The sequence below is a fragment of the Pseudomonas sp. SR18 genome, assembly GCF_023701505.1.
GTDB lineage: Bacteria > Pseudomonadota > Gammaproteobacteria > Pseudomonadales > Pseudomonadaceae > Aquipseudomonas > Aquipseudomonas cyclaminis.
In genome coordinates this window covers 16,689-34,582 of the sequence record NZ_JAMQAU010000006.1, presented here as the reverse complement: position 1 = coordinate 34,582, position 17,894 = coordinate 16,689, and the positions used below count along the sequence as shown (strand labels likewise).

Below are 17,894 nucleotides of genomic sequence, written 5' to 3'. Positions count from 1 at the left end.
AGAGTTGAGCCGCTGTGGTTGGGCAATTGCCCACCCCTTATTGCGTGCCGAACAAACCGGTCCAGTAGATGCCCGCATCACTCTTCGGGTCCATGGCGTAGGCCGCGCCCAGTTCGCGAAATTGCGGGTTCATCAGGTTGGCACAATGGCCGGGGCTGGCGAGCCAGCCGTCGACCACCTTGCGCGGGGTATCGAGGCCTGCAGCGATGTTTTCGCCGATGTTCTTCGCGATGTACCCGGCCAGTTCGGCGCGATCACCCGGCGTGCGGCCGTCGTGGTCCAGATGGTCGAAGAAATTGCCGTTGGCCATGTTACGTGTGTGGCTGTTGGCGGCGCTGGCGAGGGTGTCATTCCACGACAGCGGGGTGGTCGCGGTAAACGCCTGGGTGCCGCATTGGCGCGGCTGAGTGCGGGCGGCGTTGATCAGGTCGAGCAGTTTGCGGCCTTCGGTCTGCCAATCCCCCAGGCCGCTGGACAGCAAGGGGCGGGCCAGCACGATGCGCCAGTCCTGGCCGCTGTTGCTCACGCCGATGTCGATAAATTGCGGGTCCAGGACCACCCGGCAGAAACTCTCGCGTACCGCCTTCATGGCGGCCTGGGCATCCTTGGGGCCGGATAGGCTGATGGCCTGCACATTCACCATCGGGTACGCGGCCCGGGCCAGCGCCTGCTGCAGGTCGCCGACGTTAGTGGCCGGCAGCACCAGCCGGGTGTCGCTGGCCAGCGGTGGCAGTTCCTGGGAACCCTGGTCGCCGCAGCGCTGGACCTGGCTGCGGTACTCGTTGATCTGTTGCACCAGCTGACTTTCTTCATTCGCCATCGCGCTGGCGCAGAACACCGAACTGGCGGCCAGCGTCGTAAGACCCATCATCAATGACAGAACGCGCATGGACGTTACCCTTGAGCTTGAAAGCGCCCATGATGCGCGATGTAACCCGGTCTGGCGCAACGCCTTTTTTGTTTTTTTGCCTCAACGGAGGTTATGAAGGCCATTCACGGCGCGGTTGCGGCCCCATGCCATCACGGCGGCAAGAAGGATCAGCCCGGACGCTGCGCAGAAGGTAGCGTGCAGGCCATTTGCCACGGACTGCGCGGTGGCGTGGGTCACATCCGGGGTTGCCCACGCGAACACCGCGCCGAGTGCCGAAGCACCGACAATCAGGCCGAGGTTGCGCGACAGGTTCAACAGGCCCGAGACAGTACCGCGCCGCGTCGCCTCGACATCGCGCATCACCGCAGTCGTGTTCGCCGCCTGGAACAGGCTGTAGCCCGCAGTCAACACAATCAGCGCGCCCAGGTAGCTGAGCAACCCTGAAGCCACCGTCAGCCACAGCGCGCCGCACAGCAGAATGCCGAGCCCGCCGCGGGTCATGCGTTGGCTGCCCAGGCGGTCGGTCAGGCGGCCCGCCGGTATGCCGGTGACAGCCGCGACGCACGGCCCGACGGCCATGGTCAGGCCCATCCAGGCCGGGTCAAGCCCCAAGCCACGAGACAGGTAAAACGGCCCGACGACGAAAGTGGCCATGATGACCGCCGCCACCAGCGCACTCATCGCCAGGCCTGTGCGCAATGGCGGATCCTTTAATAGCGCCCAGAACCGGTGGCCGCTGGAGGCTGGCGCAGGGTGTCGATCCACCGGCAGAAAACGCCAGGCAAGGGCAGCCGCCAGCAGCCCGAGCGGGACGCCCACCAGAAACAATGCCCGCCAGCCCAACAGGCTTAGCAGCACTCCGCCGACGCTGGGGCCCATGGCGGTGCCCACGGCCGACATCGTGCCGAGCAAACCCATCACCCGGCCGGTGCGTTCCTTGGTCACGGTATCGCCGACCATGCCCAGGGCCATGGCCATCATGACCGCCGCGCCAAGCCCTTGCAGGATGCGTGCAGCAATCAGCATGTCGAGCGTGGCCGCCGCGCCGCACAGCCCGCAGGCCAGACTGAACAGCAGCAAGCCGCCGAGCAGCAGCCGACGCCGTCCCAGGCGATCACCCAGGCGGCCGGCGCTGACAATCACCGCCGTGATCGCCAGCAGATACGCCAGCACCACCCACTGCACGGCGTGAAACGACGCGTCGAACGCCTGCGCCAGGCTGGGCAGGCCGACATTGGCGATGCTGGTGCCCAGTGACGCCAGCAGCATGGACAGCGACAGGCTGATGAGGCTGCCGCGTGGGGAAGGGGACATGGGCAATTCCTTGAGTGAAAGCAACTGTCACAACTCTACGGCGTCGCCTAATATGGCGGAAGACGCAGGGTATGCAGCAAATACCTGCACCCAACGCCTGATGAGGAGCGCTGATGCCTGATCTGAATCTGCTGGTCACCCTGGATGTGCTGCTCGCCGAAGGCAGCGTTGCCGGCGCGGCCAAGCGCCTGGGGTTGAGCCCTTCGGCCATGAGTCGCGCCTTGGCACGCCTGCGTGAAACCACTGGCGACCCGCTGCTGGTGCGCGCCGGTCGCGGCCTGGTGCCCACGCCTCGTGCTGTGGCGTTGCGCGAACAGGTCAGCCGCCTGGTGCAGGACGCCCAGACGGTGCTGCGTCCCGCGCAGGCTGTGGACATGGCCGTGGTGGCGCGCACGTTCACCTTGCGCACCAGCGAAGAATTCGTCGAAAGCTTTGGTCCGGCGCTCCTGGCGCGTATCGCCCGAGAGGCCCCCGGCGTGCGCCTGCGTTTCGTCAACAAGACCGACAAAGACAGCACGCTGCTGCGCGACGGTAGCGTTGATCTGGAAACCGGCGTGGTCGATCCCACCGCCAGCCCCGAGGTGCTGACCCAGGCGCTGTTTCGCGACCGCCTGGTTGGCGTGGTGCGCAGCGGTCACCCCTTGAGCCAGGGCGACATCAGCGCTGCGCGGTTTGCCGAGGGCGAACACGTCTACGTCTCGCGGCGCGGGCAGGCGCGTGGGCAGATCGACGATGCGCTTGAAACCCTGGGCTTCACGCGGCAGATCACCAGCATCGTCGCCGGTTTCTCCACGGCCATTGCCCTGGCGCGTGACACTGACCTGATCGCCAGCGTGCCGCAGCGCTACACCAGCAACCGTCACGACGTGTTCTGTTTTGCCCTGCCGCTGAGGTTGCCGACCTTTACCGTGGCGATGCTCTGGCACCCACGGCTGGACGCCGACCTGGCCCACCGCTGGCTGCGCGGGTGTCTACGCGAGGTGTGCGGGCAATAAACCGTGCGCAACAGGTACAATCGCCGCTGCCTAGACGCGAAACCCCAGGAATTTGCATGTTCAGCCTTACCCGTTACACCTCGCCATGCCCCGAGCCCATCAATGGCCAGATCCTGCAGATGGTGGTGGACAACCTCACCGACATCAGCAGCATTGCGCTGCCGCCGAGCAACCTGCTGTACAACATCTACCAGTACGCGATTGGCTTTGAGGTGCACCTGTACCTGGAGGCGCTGAATGGCGAGAAGGGCATTGCCGTCGAACTGATCGTCGCCACCGATGCCCAGGACGCGCAGAAGGTCATCGGCTTTTTACTGTGCCTGCCGGTGAAGGATGATCCCGACGCCTGTGGTGTTGCCTTTATGGCGGTGCAAGCCGGCATGCGCCGCCAGGGTGTGGCGCGGGGCATGATGCAGGACGTGCTGACACGCTATCCCCATGCGGAGCTGGGGTGTGCGGTGGAAAAGGTGCCGGTGTTCGAGGCCCTGGGCTTGCAGGTGCGCGGCGCACGCGGCACCCAGGTGCTGATGAACACGCGGGACTACGGCACCGATGGCTTGATGGGCGTGCTGGATGTGGCCGCGATCTACAACTCCCTGGAAGTGCGGCAGATCCACACGTATTTGCTGCAAAAACACGGCAAGCGCGCGATGGTTGACGCGGAGAAGCAGCGGGATCGGCATCTGGACCAATTGACGCGCAAAGCCCGGTTGTTCGTGCAAGCGCGTGACTGAAACCCCATCAGCCCCTGGCGATCAGAAGCGATCCAGCCGATACAGCCCAGGCGCCGGTAAACCTGTTTGCTCGGGTGTTTGCGACACCCGTTGACCGACCATCTGCGCTGTCACCGCCGCCTGGGTCAAACCCAGATGCTGGTGCCCGAACGCGAGCAGCACTTTGCCGTCGCACACCCGGTCAATGATCGGCAGTGAATCCGGCAGTGACGGTCGAAACCCCATCCATGGCGTGGCGTCCTGTGCATTCAGCTCATCGCGGAACAATCCCTTGCTCAACCGATGCAGTTGCCAGGCGCGTTGCATGTTGGCCGGGCGTTCGAGGCCGGCGAACTCTACGGTGCCGGCCAGGCGCAGGCCGCCTGCCATCGGCGTCATGATGAATTTGCGTTCCAGCGAGGTCACGGCGAACGGCAGGCGTTGCTGCTCGTGAGGCAGCATCAGGTGATAACCACGCTCGGTGTCCAATGGGACTTTTTTGCCGGTCAGCGCGGTGGTGAGCGTGGCTGAATGGGCACCGCAGGCAATCAGGACCTGGCCCGCGCAGAAGGCGCCTTGATCGGTGACCAGCTCGACGCCATCGTCGACAACCCGCGCATCCAGCACCTGGCGCTTGAGGAACTGCACCCCGCTGGCCCTGGCGGCATCCACCAATTCACAAAGAACCTCGTACGGGTCGAGAAAGTGCCCGGTACCCGGAAAAAACAACCCGCCCTGGATCTGCTCGCTCAATTGCGGGGCAGCCTTGCGGATGGCCTCCGCCGACCAGAACGCCACCGGCACGTTTTGCTGCTGCATGCGCCGGTGCAGGCGATCGAGCGCCTCACGCGATTGCGCCCGCTCATACACCAGCAGCGAGCCATCCTCGCGCAACAGCCCAGGCCGATCGATGCTGGCCAGCAAACGCTGCCAGGCGCCGAGGCTGCGCTCATTCAACGCACGAATGCCGGCCACGGTTCTCTGATAACGGGCGGGTCGCAGGTTCAGCAACAGCCGGGCAAACCAGGGCAGGGCGCGAGGCAGGTATTTCCAGTCCAGGCGCAGCGGCCCCATGGGATCCATCAGCATCGCAGGCAAGCGCTTGAGGATCGACAGATCGGCGATGGGGAACACCTGTTCGGTCGCCAGGTGCCCGGCGTTGCCATAAGACGCACCCATGCCAGGTTCCTGGCCGTCGAGCACCACCACGCGCCGCCCTTGGCGCGCCAGTTGCAGGGCACAGGTGACGCCGATAATGCCGGCGCCGACCACCACGAAATCTTCAGCCATGGCTTATGCCTCTCTGTGGCCATCGAGTAGGCCGCCGTGAACAGCCCTGCGGCGCGCAAACATCAGGCGACGTTCTGTTCTGCCGACCAATTGGCGTACCACTGGCGGAACAGCGCGTACTGATTTTCCGCGTAGCGGCGCTGGGCATCACTGAGCACGTCGGTTTCGTTGAAGTGCAGGGCATAGCCCTTGTCGCCGTTGAGCACCATCAGGTGCTTGTAATACAGCACCAGGTCGCAGCCTTCATCGAAGGATGACAGCACCGCCAACGCGGCCTCCAACTCACGGGCCAGGCGCCGCGCCTTGGCATCGCCCTTGGCCGCCTGTGTGCTCAGGGCCACCAGTTGCAGCACTTCCCGTGGCAAGGCATTGCCGATACCGGTGATGGCGCCCGTGGCGTTGCAGTTGACGAAACCGTGCACCACTTGGGTGTCGACGCCGACCATCAACGTCACGCTGTCGTCCTGGGACGTGATGTGTTCGGCGGCGTAGCGCAGGTCGGCGCCGCCGCCGAATTCCTTGAAGCCGATCAGGTTCGGGTGCTCGCGACGCAGTTCAAAAAACAGCTCGGCGCGGGTGGCGAAGCCGTAGTACGGGCTGTTGTAGATCACTGCCGGCAGGTCCGGCGCGGCCTTGAGAATCGCCGAGAAGTGAGCCTTTTGCGCAGTGGCAGACGCGCCACGGGACAGTACGCGGGGAATCACCATCAAGCCATGGGCGCCGACCTTGGCCGCATGGGCGGCATGGGCCACCGCTTCACGGCTGTTCACCGCGCCAGTGCCGACAATGGTCGGCACGCCGGCCGCCACCAGGCGCGCCACGCCTTCCTGGCGTTCGGCCTCGCTGAGCAGCGGCCAGTCGCCCATGGAACCGCAGTACACCACCGCGCTCATGCCGGCCCCGATCAACTCGCGGCCTTTGGCGACCAGTGCGTCGAAGTCTGGCGTGCGCGCGGCCGTGCACGGGGTCATCAGCGCCGGGATGCAACCGGTGAAAATGTTGTCGCTCATGGTGCTCACTCCGTTCAGTCAAATAGAGGGGGCTCCGATGCCCCAGGCGAAAGGGTCCTGCTCATCGATCAGCAACGTGCTGTCGGCGGTCATGTAGGCGCGGCCGGTGATGAAAGGGATGACACGTTCGCCGTCCCATTCATAACGGCCTTCGAATTGGCTGCCGGTGATGCTGGCCTGTACCCAGGTTGCCCCGGCGGCGAGCTTGCCGTCGGCGGCCAGGCACGCCAGTTTGGCGCTGGTGCCGGTGCCGCACGGGGAGCGGTCGTAGGCCTTGCCGGGGCACATCACGAAGTTGCGGCTGTCGGCGTGGGCGTCGTCGGCAAACAGTTCGATATGGTCGATCAGTTCGCCGTCTGCACCGCCGATGCCCTGGTCCTCCAAGGCCTTGAGCATTGCCCAGGTGTAATCGGTGAGCGCGTCGACGTTGTGCATCTCCAGCGCCATGCCGTGCTCGGACACCAGGAAGAACCAGTTGCCGCCCCAGGCGATATCGCCGTACACCACGCCATGCCCTGGCACCGCCACTGCCACGTGCTGGCGATAGCGATAGGCGGGCACGTTGCGCAGGGTCACGGCGCCGTCGTCATGCAAGGTGGCGGTTACCGGGCCCACCGGCGTGTCGATGCGGTGCACCCCCGGCTGGATACGCCCCAGGTGGTGCAAAGACGCGACCAGCCCGAGCGTGCCGTGGCCACACATGCCCAGGTAACCGGCGTTGTTGAAGAAGATCACCCCGCAGGTAGCCCCTGGCGTGACCGGTTCGCAGTACAGCGCACCGACCAGCACATCGTTGCCACGGGGTTCCAGCAGGCAAGCGCGGCGCCATGGGTCGTGTTCGCTGCGCAGGTTGTGCAACTGGTCGGCAATGCTCGCACCCTTGAGCGCGGGGAAACCGGCCATCACCAGGCGCGTCGGTTCGCCGCCGGTGTGGGAGTCGATCACATGCAGTCGCTTCATCGCGTTGCCTTCTGGTGGGTGATTGGATCGGCAGGCAGTGGCGTTATCGTGAACGCGCAGGCGACGCGGCGATTGATGTTTTTTGCCGACATCGATGACGAATTCAGCACAGTTTTCCTCCCTCGACAGCACTCGGGGCATCGGGCAATCTGCTATGCGTCGAGGGATCAGCAGGGGGAATACCGTCATGATGCACAGCGCGTTTGCGACCCTTTGCCAAGGCGGCGGTGCGAATCGCCCCCATGACATCGAGCAGTTGGTGGCCGGCGTAGCGCAGTTGCTGCCGATGCTGGATGTGATCCCCAATGCGGCCCTCTTCATCAAGGACCTGGACGCCCGTTACGTGCTTGCCAACCGCACGTTGGTGCAGCGCTGCGGCCTCAGGCATCTGCAACCGTTGCTGGGCAAGACCAGCGCCGAAGTCTTCCCGGCACCACTGGGGCCGGGCTACACCGAGCAGGATCGGCGTGTGCTGGAGCAGGGGTTTGTGCTTGAGGACCAACTCGAACTGCACCTCTACGGCAGCCGCGAACCCGGTTGGTGCCTGACCCACAAATGGCCGTTGTACAACCATGAAGACCGCATCATCGGCCTGGCCGGCATCTCAGTGGACCTGCAATCGGCCAGCCAGACCCACCCGGCCTACCAGCGCCTGGCCGCTGTGGACGAGCACATCCGCACGCACTTCAACCGCCGCGTCAGCCTCAGCGAACTGACACGCATCGCTGGAATCTCCGTGGCGCAGCTGGAGCGCTACTGCAAGCGCGTGTTCCACCTCACACCTCGGCAGATGATCCAAAAGGTGCGGCTGGAACATGCCCATCGCCTCTTGCACGGCGACCTGCCGATCACCGAAGTGGCCTTGCAGTGTGGTTATACCGATCACAGTGCGTTTACCCGGCAGTTCAAGGCTTCGACCGGGTTTACGCCACGCCAGTATCGTCAAGCCACGGAGGGAATGGCGTAACGACGGCCATTGCAATGCAACGAATGGGCTCCGTCCCCCTCATATGTCTACGAGTAACGTTTTACGACGACAGGTACCGAGCTTATGACCGCGGCTGAAAACAACCATGTGAACTGGCTGGTAGAACAATCGATGCTGCATGCCGCCCGCCAGCGCGCCAAGCTCTATTCCGGGCAAGGCCGGTTGTGGCAACAGCCCTTTGCACAGACACGACCGCGCGATGCCACGGCCCTTTCGTCGGTGTGGTTCACCGCGTACCCCGCGTCGATCGTGACCCGCGAGGGCGGTACGGTGCTGGAGGCGCTGGGGGATGAAACCCTGTGGCATACCTTGTCGAAGATCGGCATCCAGGGCATTCACAACGGCCCGCTGAAAAAGTCCGGCGGCCTTAGCGGCACGCGGCACACGCCGACCATCGATGGCAACTTCGACCGCATCAGCTTCGAGATCGACCCGCAGCTGGGCACCGAGGCCCAGTTGCAGGCGTTGACGCGCATGGCAGCGGCGCACAACGCAGTGATCATTGACGATGTGATCCCGTCCCACACCGGCAAGGGTGCGGATTTCCGCCTGGCCGAGATGGCCTACGAGGATTACCCCGGCCTCTATCACATGGTGGAAATCCGTGAGGAAGACTGGCCGTTGCTGCCCGACGTGGCCGAGGGCCGTGATGCGCAGAACCTCAGCCCCTTGCAGGTGGACGCCCTGCGCGACAAGCACTACATCGTCGGTCAGTTGCAGCGGGTGATCTTCTTCGAACCTGGCGTCAAGGAAACCGACTGGAGCACCACCGCCGAAGTCATCGGCGTGGATGGCAAGCCGCGCCGTTGGGTGTACTTGCACTACTTCAAGGAAGGCCAGCCGTCGCTCAACTGGCTGGACCCGACCTTCGCCGCTCAGCAAATGATCATTGGCGACGCCCTGCACGCCATCGACGTGATGGGCGCCAAGATCCTGCGCCTGGACGCCAACGGCTTCCTCGGTGTGGAGCGCAAGCTCGATGGTACGGCCTGGTCCGAAAGCCATCCGCTGTCAATCACCGGCAACCAACTGCTCGGCGGGGCGATTCGCAAGGCGGGCGGGTTCAGCTTTCAGGAACTGAACCTCACCGTCGACGATATTGCTTCCATGTCCCACGGCGGCGCCGACCTCTCCTATGACTTCATCACCCGGCCTGCGTACCAGCATGCGCTGCTGATGGGCGATGCGGAGTTTCTGCGCCTGATGCTGCGCGAGATGCACCGCCAGGGCATCGACCCCGGCTCGCTGATCCATGCCTTGCAAAATCACGACGAGTTGACGCTGGAACTGGTGCACTTCTGGACCCTGCATGCCCACGACAGCTTCCTCTACCAGGGCCAGACCTTTCCCGGCAATATCCTGCGCGAGCACATCCGTGAACAGATGTACGAGCGCCTGACGGGCGAGCATGCGCCGTATAACCTCAAGTTCGTCACCAATGGCGTGTCCTGCACTACGGCCAGCATCATCACGGCGGCGCTGGGTATCCGTGACCTGGAGGCGATCACGCCGGCGGATATCCAACAGATCCGCCAGATCCATTTGCTGCTGGTGATGTACAACGCCATGCAGCCTGGAGTATTTGCCTTGTCCGGCTGGGACCTGGTGGGCGCGCTGCCGTTGGCGGCTGACGACGTTGCGCACTTGATGCAGGACGGCGACACCCGCTGGATTCATCGCGGGGCTTACGATCTGGTGGACCTGAACCCCGATGCCGAACTCTCTGCCGGCCAGATGCCGCGCTCGAAAAGCCTGTATGGCAGCCTGAACAGCCAACTGCTGGACCCCGACTCATTTGCCTCGCAACTGCAAAAAATCCTGGCCGTGCGCCGCGCCTACGACATCGCCGCCAGCCGCCAGATCCTGGTGCCGGACGTGGAAAACCCCGCGCTGCTGATCATGGTTCACGACTTGCCGGCCGGGAAGGGCACGCAAATCACTGCGCTGAACTTCGGCCCTACGCCGATCACGGAAACCCTGCACCTGCCGGATATCGCCGCGGGGATGGTGGTGGACATCATCAATGAACGGGTTGAGGGCGACCTGACAGCGGAGGGTGAATTCACCATTACCCTGGATGCCTATGAAGGGCTGGCACTGCGGGTCGTGAGCAGCTCACCGATATAACGGTGGCCAGATCAAAAGCCACAGCGTGCTACAGACCCAGTTCAGACAACCCCGGATGTTCATCCGGGCGTCGACCCAGCGGCCAGTGGAACAGGCGTTCGCTTTGCTGGATCGGCTTGTCGTTGATACAGGCAAAACGGTTGGCCATCAGGCCGTTTTCGTCGAATTCCCAATTTTCATTGCCATAGGAGCGGAACCAGTTGCCGGAGTCGTCATGCCATTCATAGGCGTAGCGTACGGCGATGCGGTTGTCGGTGAAGGCCCACAGTTCCTTGATCAGGCGGTAATCCAGTTCCTTGGCCCATTTGCGGGTGAGAAAACCTTTGGCTTCTTCGCGGTTATGGACGAATTCGGCGCGATTACGCCACTGGGTGTCCAGGGTGTAGGCCAGGGACACCCGTTGTGGGTCGCGGGAGTTCCAGCCGTCTTCGGCCAGGCGGACTTTTTCGATGGCCGATTCGCGGGTGAATGGCGGCAGCGGCGGGCGTGTTTCTGGGGTGGATGACATTTCAGCGCTCCTGTTTCAGATAAAGTTGCTCGGCCGGTGGATTCAAAGCGCCAATAATGTTCGCGCCATGCCTTGCGCATTATCCGCAGCGGTTGAATCGCCCATGACCAGGGCAACGGTAATGGCGCCATCGATCAGGATCAGCAGTTGTGCGGCCTGCCGTTCGGGGTCGGGGGTGCCGTGGGCTTGGCACAGTTCGAGTGCGTACTCGAACAGTTTGTGTTTATGCGCTTTGGCCAGCTGGCGCACGGGGTTGTGCGGGTCGCCGGTTTCGCCGCTGGTGTTAATGAAGGCGCAGCCGCGAAAATCCGCCGAGCCAAACCAGGTTCTGAGTGCGTCGAACAGCGCGAGCAGGCGTTCGCCGCTGCCGTCGATGCGTTCCACTTCGCCCCGCAACCAGTGCATCCAGCGCTCGTCGCGGCGTTGCAGCGCAGCGATGACCAACTCGTCTTTATTGGCGAAGTAGCGGTAAATACTCTTGCGCGAGACACCAGCGGTTTTCACCAGGAAGTCCATGCCGGTGGCGGCGATGCCGTGGCGATAGATCAGTTTCTCGGTGACGTCGAGGATAATGTCGCGGGTTTCATTGCCAGTCATGTCGTTCATGCGAGAGACAGTAGAACGATCGTTCTTCATGGTCAATTAACTTTTTCCATGTCAGGCAACGAGACCTGAGCAACCCCATGGTGTAAGCTCGGGGCCTCTTCGGATTCGACCCATTGCGAGCCCTATGCCGTCGTTCTTCAAACGCTCCCTGTTGCCCAAGCTGCGTGGTTTCCCCCTCACTCCCGACGCGCTCGACGTGCTGTCCGGTGCCGATGCGTATCGCCGCTGCCTGCTGGAAAAAATCTCCCAGGCCACTCGGCGTATCTACATCGTGGCGCTGTACCTGCAACAGGACGAAGCGGGGCAGGAGATCTACGATGCCCTGCACGCCGCCAAGGTTGCACGGCCGGAATTGGACATCGTGGTGGTGGTCGACTGGCTGCGTGCCCAGCGCGGGTTGATCGGCGCGGGCAAACAGCCGGGCAACAGCGCCTGGTACCAGGCCATGACACACAGCCATGCCAGTGAAGTGCCGGTGTACGGCGTACCGGTGCAAACCCGCGAGCTGTTTGGCGTGCTGCACCTCAAGGGTTTTGTGATCGATGACAGCGTGCTGTACAGCGGTGCCAGCCTGAACAACGTGTACCTGCACAAGTTCGACAAGTACCGGTTTGACCGTTACCACCTGATTCACAGCAAACCCCTGGCCGATTCGATGCAGCACCTGGTGGAACACGGCCTGGTCGCCTCCAAGGCGGTGCACCGCCTCGACCTGCCGAACCCGCCCACCACCCGCAGCCTGCGCAACGATATCGGCGACCTGCGCAGCCGCCTCAAGCACGCGGTGTACGACACCACGGCCGGGCAGTTGCCCAATGGCCACCTGTCGGTCAGCCCGTTGCTCGGCGTGGGCAAGAACAACCCGCTGAGTCGGGTGATCCTGGAGCTGATCGCCAGCGCCCAGCAGCAACTGACCATCTGCACGCCGTATTTCAACCTGCCGCTGCCGGTGACCCGCGAGATCAACCGTGCCCTGGCGCGTGGCGTGAAGATCGACATCATCGTCGGCGACAAGACCGCCAACGACTTCTATATCCCGCCCAGCGAACCGTTCAAGGTCATCGCGGCGCTGCCTTATCTGTATGAAATCAGCCTGCGCCGCTTTGCCAAGCGCCATCAGCCGATGATCGACAGCGGGCAACTGAACCTGCATCTGTGGCGCGACGGCGACAACACCTACCACCTCAAGGGCATGTGGGTCGACGAACGCTATACCTTGCTCACCGGCAACAACCTCAACCCTAGGGCGTTCCGGCTCGACCTGGAAAACGCCTTGTTGATCGACGACCCCAGGGCCGAGTGGCTGGAGCCGCGTCGTACCGAGCTGGCACAGATTTTCCAGCACACCACGCGGATCGAGCGTTACCAGCAATTGCAAACCCTGGTGGACTACCCGGAAGCCGTCGGCAAGTTCCTGCGCCGGGTCAGCCGGGTGCGGATCGAGCGGTTGCTGTACCGGATCCTGTAATCCGGCGCAACGTAATACGTGGGGCGGCCGGACTCGGCTTACAGTCAGCATGCTTCAACGGTTCTTAGATAGCCTCTCCAGACAACGTGCAGAGAGGCTTTCACATGTTGACGTCACTATCGAACACCGGCTCGCCCGTTCCACAGGCCCCCATCGTCGCCGAACACAGCACCAGCCCCGCGATTCAGGCGCCGCGCCAACGGGCCGGCCTGGAACATACGCCGCGCCTGACGGCTGAGCGGGTGGAACGCGAGGCGCTGGCCGAGCGCCTTGAAGCAGGGCTTGGCGACCTCCTCGACGGCGAAATCACCGACTGGTCTTCAGAGGCCTGTGATCTCCCCCCCACATCGGCGCTGCCCGCGCTCAGCCAAGCCGCGATGGCGCGTCTGCAGGCACTTGTGTCTCGCCCGGAAATGCTCAGCCTGTTGCAACGTGAACGATTCGACTGGGACGGCAAGCCCTTCCGTGTGTCTGAAGGCCGTCTTGAACGCTTGACCCCGGTGGGCAACTGGGTGGACTTGACCCGTTACGTCAACGCAGTGGAGACGTTGCGCGATGAACTGGCGGCATTGACCCCGCTGACCGAACCACTGGGCAATGCGGTGTACTCGACGCCACGCTTTGATGCGCGCCAACTCCTGGAACTCAAGGGCCTTGGGTCGCCACGCACCGTGGCCGAGACACGCAATGTCATCCGCTGGTTACGGCTGTCGTTGCCGCCGGCGCCCCCGGTGGGCGACTACACCGGGCCGTTTGCGCCCGACACGTTGAGCGCCGCTGACAAGGCCACATTGACCAAGGTCGCGCGAGTCAATCTGGGCGGCGTCAAACCTGGCCATATCGCCGGGTATTCGATCTATCAGCCGGCGAACATGGGCCGCACGTTCAGCGAGGTGCGTCGCGATATCGAGTGCCACCTGCAGCAACAAAACAAGCTGACACCGGCCCTGGCAGCGCGGTTGGCCGCGGTATACCTGGCGCAAGCAGCCCCGGAAATGCTGGTCATGGAGGTGCCGGACGCGGTGCGCATCGGCACTCCGGCCTGGATGGAATTACGCCTCGGCTGCGCGCTCGCCGATCATGCCGCACCGGGCACGTCACGGATGATGAGTGAGCACCAGGTCCGCGAGCTGACCCTCCTGGCGCCCACCTCAGAGGCACAAGCGCAGTTGATGCAACTCAATGCACTGAAAATCCTCGCCGACTGGGGCGTGTTGAACGGTGCCGTCAGGCTGCGCAGTGACGGCGAGTATTCTCAACACGACATTGAGGACGCTTCGCGGGCGTTGTTCAAGCAGCAGAAAGAGACGGTCGAGGCCTTCGCCTGCGCCAGCGCGGAGCTGCCGACCCGCAAGGCGCTGGCCATCAGGGAGTTGCTGCGGGCATTTCCGGACAGCACGGCGGCTGAGCTTGAGGGCATGTGCCTGGAAATGGCGAGCGCCGCGGATCGCCGCAACGCACCGGTTACGGAGCCGCGCCGCCGTTCGCTGGTGGAAACCTACATGACCGGCGACCTCACACCGGGAAAATGGGTGCACAGCGAAGATCCGCTTGCCCCGCCGGCGCCGGCGAAAACGCCCTATCAGGCAGGCCGTGGGCCGCAGATTGCGCAGGGCGACCAGGAAGCACTGGACCGACGTATTCGTCATCTGCCCGAGCTGGATGCGCTGCTTGAAAGCGCTGTCGGCAATCACCTCCAACAGCTCCAGGGCGCCTATGCAGTGAAGCTCAAGTTGATGCTTGCCCAGTTGCCGCTGGCCGAGCGCACGATGATCGAGCTGGGCAAGGTCCAATTGTTCACTCTGCGCGGCGAGACCGACGTCATTCAGGTCGAGGAGACCCAGGCCCACAGAGATGCACAGCGCGGTCGCCAGGCAACCCTGATGCGCGTGGAGCATGATCAGGCAGTGGTCTATTACGAGGTCTTTGCCAGCGGCAAGCTGATCAAACGCACGGACCTGCCCGACGCCCTTGAGCTTGGCGGAGTGACCGGCAAGAAACCTATCGGCACGCGCCGTGGTTCTTCGAGTGTGCTGGTAACACGTGGCACCCAGATGTCTTTCGACTTTGCTGCCTACACGACCGGCTCAGCGCCAAGGCCAGGGGTAATGACGTCATCGGTTATCGTCGAACCGCTGGGAGGGGCAATTGCATCGCGCGAGTTGCCGGCCAACCACACACTGCAAAGCTATGTTCCCAACACCTATGGCTCGCGAAAGATCGCTGAAATTGCCAACAGGATCGCCCGTGACAACTTCTATGAGCCCGCCGAAGCCCTGATGCAACGTGCGCGCGAGCCGTTGCCACTGGAAAAACGTCGCGAAACCCGGGCCGGCGAGCATGAATTTCTGTTGGGATTCGTGCCGTTTCTGGGGGCATATCAGGCGTTCAAACGCGGCGATATCGCCCAGGGCCTGGGCAATCTGGCCCTGGATATGGTCGGTGTGGTCATCGGCGCCGGGGGGCAGGCGCGTGGGCTGCTGCGGTCGGCCAAGGCCTTGCTGCCCAACCCGGTGCAGCGCCTCGTCGCACGGTTCAGACCGCCCGCCGCTGCGCTGGCAGCCACCAAGCCGGTGGCCACGTTCGGCGAGCGTGCGTTCGACTTCATCAAGCATTCCGGGTTGTTTGCCAATGCGGTGTTAAACCCATTGGACGGTTACCCGCAACTGATCCGGGCCGCAACCAAGGGGCTGCTGAAGCTGCCGATGTTGCTGGCCGGGGGCGGGGTGAAATGGGGCAAGGCGGCGCCGCATCTGATCACGGCGGAAGAAAAGCTGCGTAGCTACCTGATGGTTTCAGCGGGGCAGGAGAACTGCGCCCAAGCGCCCAATGCGGTGACATCCCGCGCCGGAACGCAGGACGTCGAGTCAGGTGTTGATCAGTTCAGCCCCAGCTTACCGCGCAGCGTCGATAGGTCTTCAGCCAGGGTGTTGACCGGACCCACGAGCGCCTTGCGGTCGTTTTCCTTCACTTTGTCGTAGGTCTCGAAGCCGCCGCCCTGGGTCTTGTACTTGGCCAGGATCTTGTCCACGGCGGCAAAGTTCTTGTCGACCTTGGCCAGGAAGGCCTTGTCTTGTTTCTCGATCTGGCCACGGAACAGGTCGACGATTTTCTTCGCGCCGTCGATGTTGCCCTGGAAGTCATACAGGTCGGTATGGCTGTAGCGGTCTTCTTCGCCGGAGATCTTGGTTGCAGCGACTTCTTCAAGCAGGGCTGCGGCGCCACCTACGACTTTTTCCGGCGGGAAGGTCAGGCCGTCGACGCGGGTCTTGAGGTCGTTGACATCGGTGTTGAGCTTGGCGGTCAGCGTTTCCAGGCCCTTGGTCGAATTCTGCGAGAACAGTGCGTATTCGATGCGGTGAAAGCCGGTGAAGTCTTCGGCGGTCACGCCTTTTTCATGGTCATCGACGCGGGAGTCGATGGACGCATCCAGGTCGCTGAACAGCTCGGCGATCGGCTCGATGGACTCATAGTGCACACGGGTCGGCGCGTAGAGTTTCTTGGCGGTGGCCAGGTCGCCTTGGTTGATGGCATCGGTGAACGCCTGGGTCTGGGTCACCAGCTCGCCGATTTCCTCGGTGACGTAGATCTTGTAGTCCGACACCGGCCCTACCAGGTCCAGCGGCGCCGTGGTGGCGGCGAAGGCGGCCAGGGGCGAGAGGGTCATTAACAACGACAACGCGAGAGTCGACTTCTTCATGGGGCGGTTTCCGCTGTGGGGGTTTGGTTTCAGGTGTTGGCAGTGGTTTGGGGATGCGTGGCGGCGAGCAGCGTGCGGCCAATGAAGTCCTTGGCGCCGGTGACGCCCGGCAAGGTGAAGAAGTACCCGCCGCCGACTGGCTTGAGGTATTCCTCCAGGGGTTCGCCGTTGAGCCGGGTCTGCACGCTGATAAAGCCTTTCTCCAGGTCAGCCTGGTAGCAGATGAACAACAGCCCCATGTCCAGCTGACCGTTTTTATTGACGCCGTTGGAGTAGTTGAACGGCCGGCGCAGGATCAAGTTGGCCTGAGTCTGCGGGGTGCGCGGGTTGGCCAGGCGGATGTGCGCATCGAGCTTGGTCAACTTGCCTTCCGGGTCTTTGCTGTAGTCAGGCACCTGGCTTTCCTGGCGGCCATCCATCGGCGCGCCGGTGGTCTTGACGCGGCCGATGATGCTCTCTTGTTCTTGCAGGGGCGTGCGGTCCCAACGTTCGACGAAGTTGCGGATGATGCGCACCGCCTGATAGCTGCCATGGGCGGCCCAGGCCGGTTCGTCGCTGCCGGTTTGCACCCAGACGATCTGGTCCATGGCCTTGGCGTCGTTGGAGTTCGGGTTAGCCGAACCGTCACGAAAACCCAGGAAGTTGCGTGCGCTCTGCGCCGGCTCGCCGGGTTTGGCCGGGGCCTGGGGCGGCACGCTGCCTTCCTGTTTCCAGCGCACCAGCAACAGGTCGGGGAGGTTCTTCACGATGTCGCGCAGGGCGTGGATATTGGTGTCCGGGGTGTTGGAACAAAATTGCAGGCTCAGGTCGCCGTGGCACTGCGCCGGTTCCAGCGCGTCGTTGGGGAAACCGACCATGCGGCTCAGGCGCTTGGGTTTGGCGACGCCCAGGCCGAAGCGCTCATCGAACAGCGACTCGCCGACGGACACCGTGATGGTCAGGTTGTCCGGCGTGACCACCGGGCCAAGAATCCCTGAATCGGTAGGCGGCAGCTTTGGGTCGATCTGGGCCACGGTGCCGCCGGTCATCAGGAAACTGATGCGTTCGTTCAAGGTACGGAACAGGCGCTCCAGGTCTTCGCGGTCGCTGGCCAACACGTCGAATGCCACGAGCATGCCGCACGCCGGGCGCGGGGTGACGATGCCGCTTTGGTGCTGGCCGAAAAAGTCGTGGTGGTCCTGGGTCTTGTCACTGCGCGGCGCGGTGGTGACTTGTTCCTGGGCGGTGGCGGCCATGGCCGGGCAGCTCAGGCTGCTGCCGGCAATCGCGGCGCCAGTGGCGGCCATGCCCAGCAGGACACGGCGGCGTTGTAGATCAAACGGTGTTGAATCACTCATGTGTGCG

15 protein-coding genes are annotated in these 17,894 nt (G+C 63.4%); 6 read left to right on the top strand and 9 right to left on the bottom strand.

Going from position 1 to position 17,894, the window contains the following annotated elements; genetic code table 11:
* Window positions 1-37 precede the first annotated feature (37 nt).
* Both NDJ82_RS11185 and NDJ82_RS11180 read right to left on the bottom strand, forming a co-directional pair.
* Window positions 38-889 carry a CAP domain-containing protein gene (locus NDJ82_RS11185; RefSeq protein ID WP_112195110.1) on the bottom strand — a complete coding sequence of 284 codons (852 nt, stop codon included), beginning with the start codon at window positions 887-889 and terminating at the stop codon, window positions 38-40.
* Window positions 890-970: 81 nt separating this feature from the next.
* A complete protein-coding gene (locus NDJ82_RS11180) occupies window positions 971-2,185 on the bottom strand; it encodes an MFS transporter (protein WP_250925461.1) in 1,215 nt (404 codons plus the stop codon).
* 113 nt (window positions 2,186-2,298) lie between these two features.
* Between NDJ82_RS11180 and NDJ82_RS11175 the strand changes: the two genes are divergently transcribed.
* Both NDJ82_RS11175 and NDJ82_RS11170 read left to right on the top strand, forming a co-directional pair.
* A complete protein-coding gene (locus NDJ82_RS11175; protein WP_250925460.1) occupies window positions 2,299-3,180 on the top strand; it encodes a LysR family transcriptional regulator in 882 nt (293 codons plus the stop codon).
* 56 nt (window positions 3,181-3,236) lie between these two features.
* The gene (locus NDJ82_RS11170; protein ID WP_112195116.1) at window positions 3,237-3,914 is read left to right on the top strand and encodes a GNAT family N-acetyltransferase; all 678 of its coding nucleotides are present in this window, start codon (window positions 3,237-3,239) and stop codon (window positions 3,912-3,914) included.
* Window positions 3,915-3,935: 21 nt separating this feature from the next.
* Here NDJ82_RS11170 and NDJ82_RS11165 read toward each other — a convergent pair whose 3' ends face one another.
* The 3 genes from NDJ82_RS11165 to NDJ82_RS11155 form a co-directional block, all read right to left on the bottom strand.
* The gene (locus tag NDJ82_RS11165; protein ID WP_250925459.1) at window positions 3,936-5,183 is read right to left on the bottom strand and encodes an NAD(P)/FAD-dependent oxidoreductase; all 1,248 of its coding nucleotides are present in this window, start codon (window positions 5,181-5,183) and stop codon (window positions 3,936-3,938) included.
* Window positions 5,184-5,245: 62 nt separating this feature from the next.
* A complete protein-coding gene (locus NDJ82_RS11160; protein WP_099585163.1) occupies window positions 5,246-6,193 on the bottom strand; it encodes a dihydrodipicolinate synthase family protein in 948 nt (315 codons plus the stop codon).
* An 18-nt stretch (window positions 6,194-6,211) separates the two neighbouring features.
* Window positions 6,212-7,153 carry a 4-hydroxyproline epimerase gene (locus tag NDJ82_RS11155; RefSeq protein WP_250925458.1) on the bottom strand — a complete coding sequence of 314 codons (942 nt, stop codon included), beginning with the start codon at window positions 7,151-7,153 and terminating at the stop codon, window positions 6,212-6,214.
* A gap of 187 nt (window positions 7,154-7,340) precedes the next feature.
* On the opposite strand from NDJ82_RS11155, the gene NDJ82_RS11150 reads away from it, so the two are divergent.
* Window positions 7,341-8,120, top strand: coding sequence for an AraC family transcriptional regulator (locus NDJ82_RS11150; RefSeq protein WP_250925457.1), 780 nt, complete (start codon window positions 7,341-7,343; stop codon window positions 8,118-8,120).
* 84 nt (window positions 8,121-8,204) lie between these two features.
* Entirely contained in the window at window positions 8,205-10,268 is a 2,064-nt protein-coding gene (gene treS / locus NDJ82_RS11145; RefSeq protein WP_099585160.1) for a maltose alpha-D-glucosyltransferase, read from the top strand.
* A 28-nt stretch (window positions 10,269-10,296) separates the two neighbouring features.
* Here treS and NDJ82_RS11140 read toward each other — a convergent pair whose 3' ends face one another.
* Together NDJ82_RS11140 and NDJ82_RS11135 are read right to left on the bottom strand one after the other, a co-directional pair.
* A complete protein-coding gene (locus NDJ82_RS11140; RefSeq protein WP_250925456.1) occupies window positions 10,297-10,776 on the bottom strand; it encodes a nuclear transport factor 2 family protein in 480 nt (159 codons plus the stop codon).
* A 42-nt stretch (window positions 10,777-10,818) separates the two neighbouring features.
* Window positions 10,819-11,382 (bottom strand): TetR/AcrR family transcriptional regulator, encoded by a 564-nt coding sequence (locus NDJ82_RS11135; protein WP_250925539.1) that lies wholly within the window; start codon window positions 11,380-11,382, stop codon window positions 10,819-10,821.
* A gap of 124 nt (window positions 11,383-11,506) precedes the next feature.
* Here NDJ82_RS11135 and pssA point away from each other — a divergent pair, with 124 nt between their 5' ends.
* Window positions 11,507-12,850, top strand: coding sequence for a CDP-diacylglycerol--serine O-phosphatidyltransferase (pssA, locus tag NDJ82_RS11130; RefSeq protein ID WP_099585157.1), 1,344 nt, complete (start codon window positions 11,507-11,509; stop codon window positions 12,848-12,850).
* A gap of 104 nt (window positions 12,851-12,954) precedes the next feature.
* Entirely contained in the window at window positions 12,955-15,831 is a 2,877-nt protein-coding gene (locus NDJ82_RS11125; RefSeq protein WP_250925455.1) for a hypothetical protein, read from the top strand.
* Here NDJ82_RS11125 and efeO read toward each other — a convergent pair.
* Both efeO and efeB read right to left on the bottom strand, forming a co-directional pair.
* Window positions 15,729-16,550 (bottom strand): iron uptake system protein EfeO, encoded by an 822-nt coding sequence (efeO, locus tag NDJ82_RS11120; protein WP_112195134.1) that lies wholly within the window; start codon window positions 16,548-16,550, stop codon window positions 15,729-15,731. The two genes, NDJ82_RS11125 and efeO, sit on opposite strands and share 103 nt — an antisense overlap.
* Window positions 16,551-16,579: 29 nt before the next feature.
* A complete protein-coding gene (gene efeB, locus NDJ82_RS11115) occupies window positions 16,580-17,887 on the bottom strand; it encodes an iron uptake transporter deferrochelatase/peroxidase subunit (RefSeq protein ID WP_099585261.1) in 1,308 nt (435 codons plus the stop codon).
* Window positions 17,888-17,894 lie beyond the last annotated feature (7 nt).

Bases quoted from the DNA above. Each gene is read 5' to 3' on its own strand.
- NDJ82_RS11180 (WP_250925461.1), bottom strand. From the start codon at position 2,185: ATGTCCCCTTCCCCACGCGGCAGCCTCATCAGCCTGTCGCTGTCCATG.
- NDJ82_RS11175 (WP_250925460.1), top strand. From the start codon at position 2,299: ATGCCTGATCTGAATCTGCTGGTCACCCTGGATGTGCTGCTCGCCGAA.
- NDJ82_RS11170 (WP_112195116.1), top strand. From the start codon at position 3,237: ATGTTCAGCCTTACCCGTTACACCTCGCCATGCCCCGAGCCCATCAAT.
- NDJ82_RS11150 (WP_250925457.1), top strand. From the start codon at position 7,341: ATGATGCACAGCGCGTTTGCGACCCTTTGCCAAGGCGGCGGTGCGAAT.
- pssA (WP_099585157.1), top strand. From the start codon at position 11,507: ATGCCGTCGTTCTTCAAACGCTCCCTGTTGCCCAAGCTGCGTGGTTTC.
- NDJ82_RS11125 (WP_250925455.1), top strand. From the start codon at position 12,955: ATGTTGACGTCACTATCGAACACCGGCTCGCCCGTTCCACAGGCCCCC.
- efeO (WP_112195134.1), bottom strand. From the start codon at position 16,550: ATGAAGAAGTCGACTCTCGCGTTGTCGTTGTTAATGACCCTCTCGCCC.
- NDJ82_RS11185 (WP_112195110.1), bottom strand. From the start codon at position 889: ATGCGCGTTCTGTCATTGATGATGGGTCTTACGACGCTGGCCGCCAGT.
- NDJ82_RS11165 (WP_250925459.1), bottom strand. From the start codon at position 5,183: ATGGCTGAAGATTTCGTGGTGGTCGGCGCCGGCATTATCGGCGTCACC.
- NDJ82_RS11140 (WP_250925456.1), bottom strand. From the start codon at position 10,776: ATGTCATCCACCCCAGAAACACGCCCGCCGCTGCCGCCATTCACCCGC.
- NDJ82_RS11160 (WP_099585163.1), bottom strand. From the start codon at position 6,193: ATGAGCGACAACATTTTCACCGGTTGCATCCCGGCGCTGATGACCCCG.
- NDJ82_RS11155 (WP_250925458.1), bottom strand. From the start codon at position 7,153: ATGAAGCGACTGCATGTGATCGACTCCCACACCGGCGGCGAACCGACG.
- NDJ82_RS11135 (WP_250925539.1), bottom strand. From the start codon at position 11,382: ATGAACGACATGACTGGCAATGAAACCCGCGACATTATCCTCGACGTC.
- treS (WP_099585160.1), top strand. From the start codon at position 8,205: ATGACCGCGGCTGAAAACAACCATGTGAACTGGCTGGTAGAACAATCG.
- efeB (WP_099585261.1), bottom strand. From the start codon at position 17,887: ATGAGTGATTCAACACCGTTTGATCTACAACGCCGCCGTGTCCTGCTG.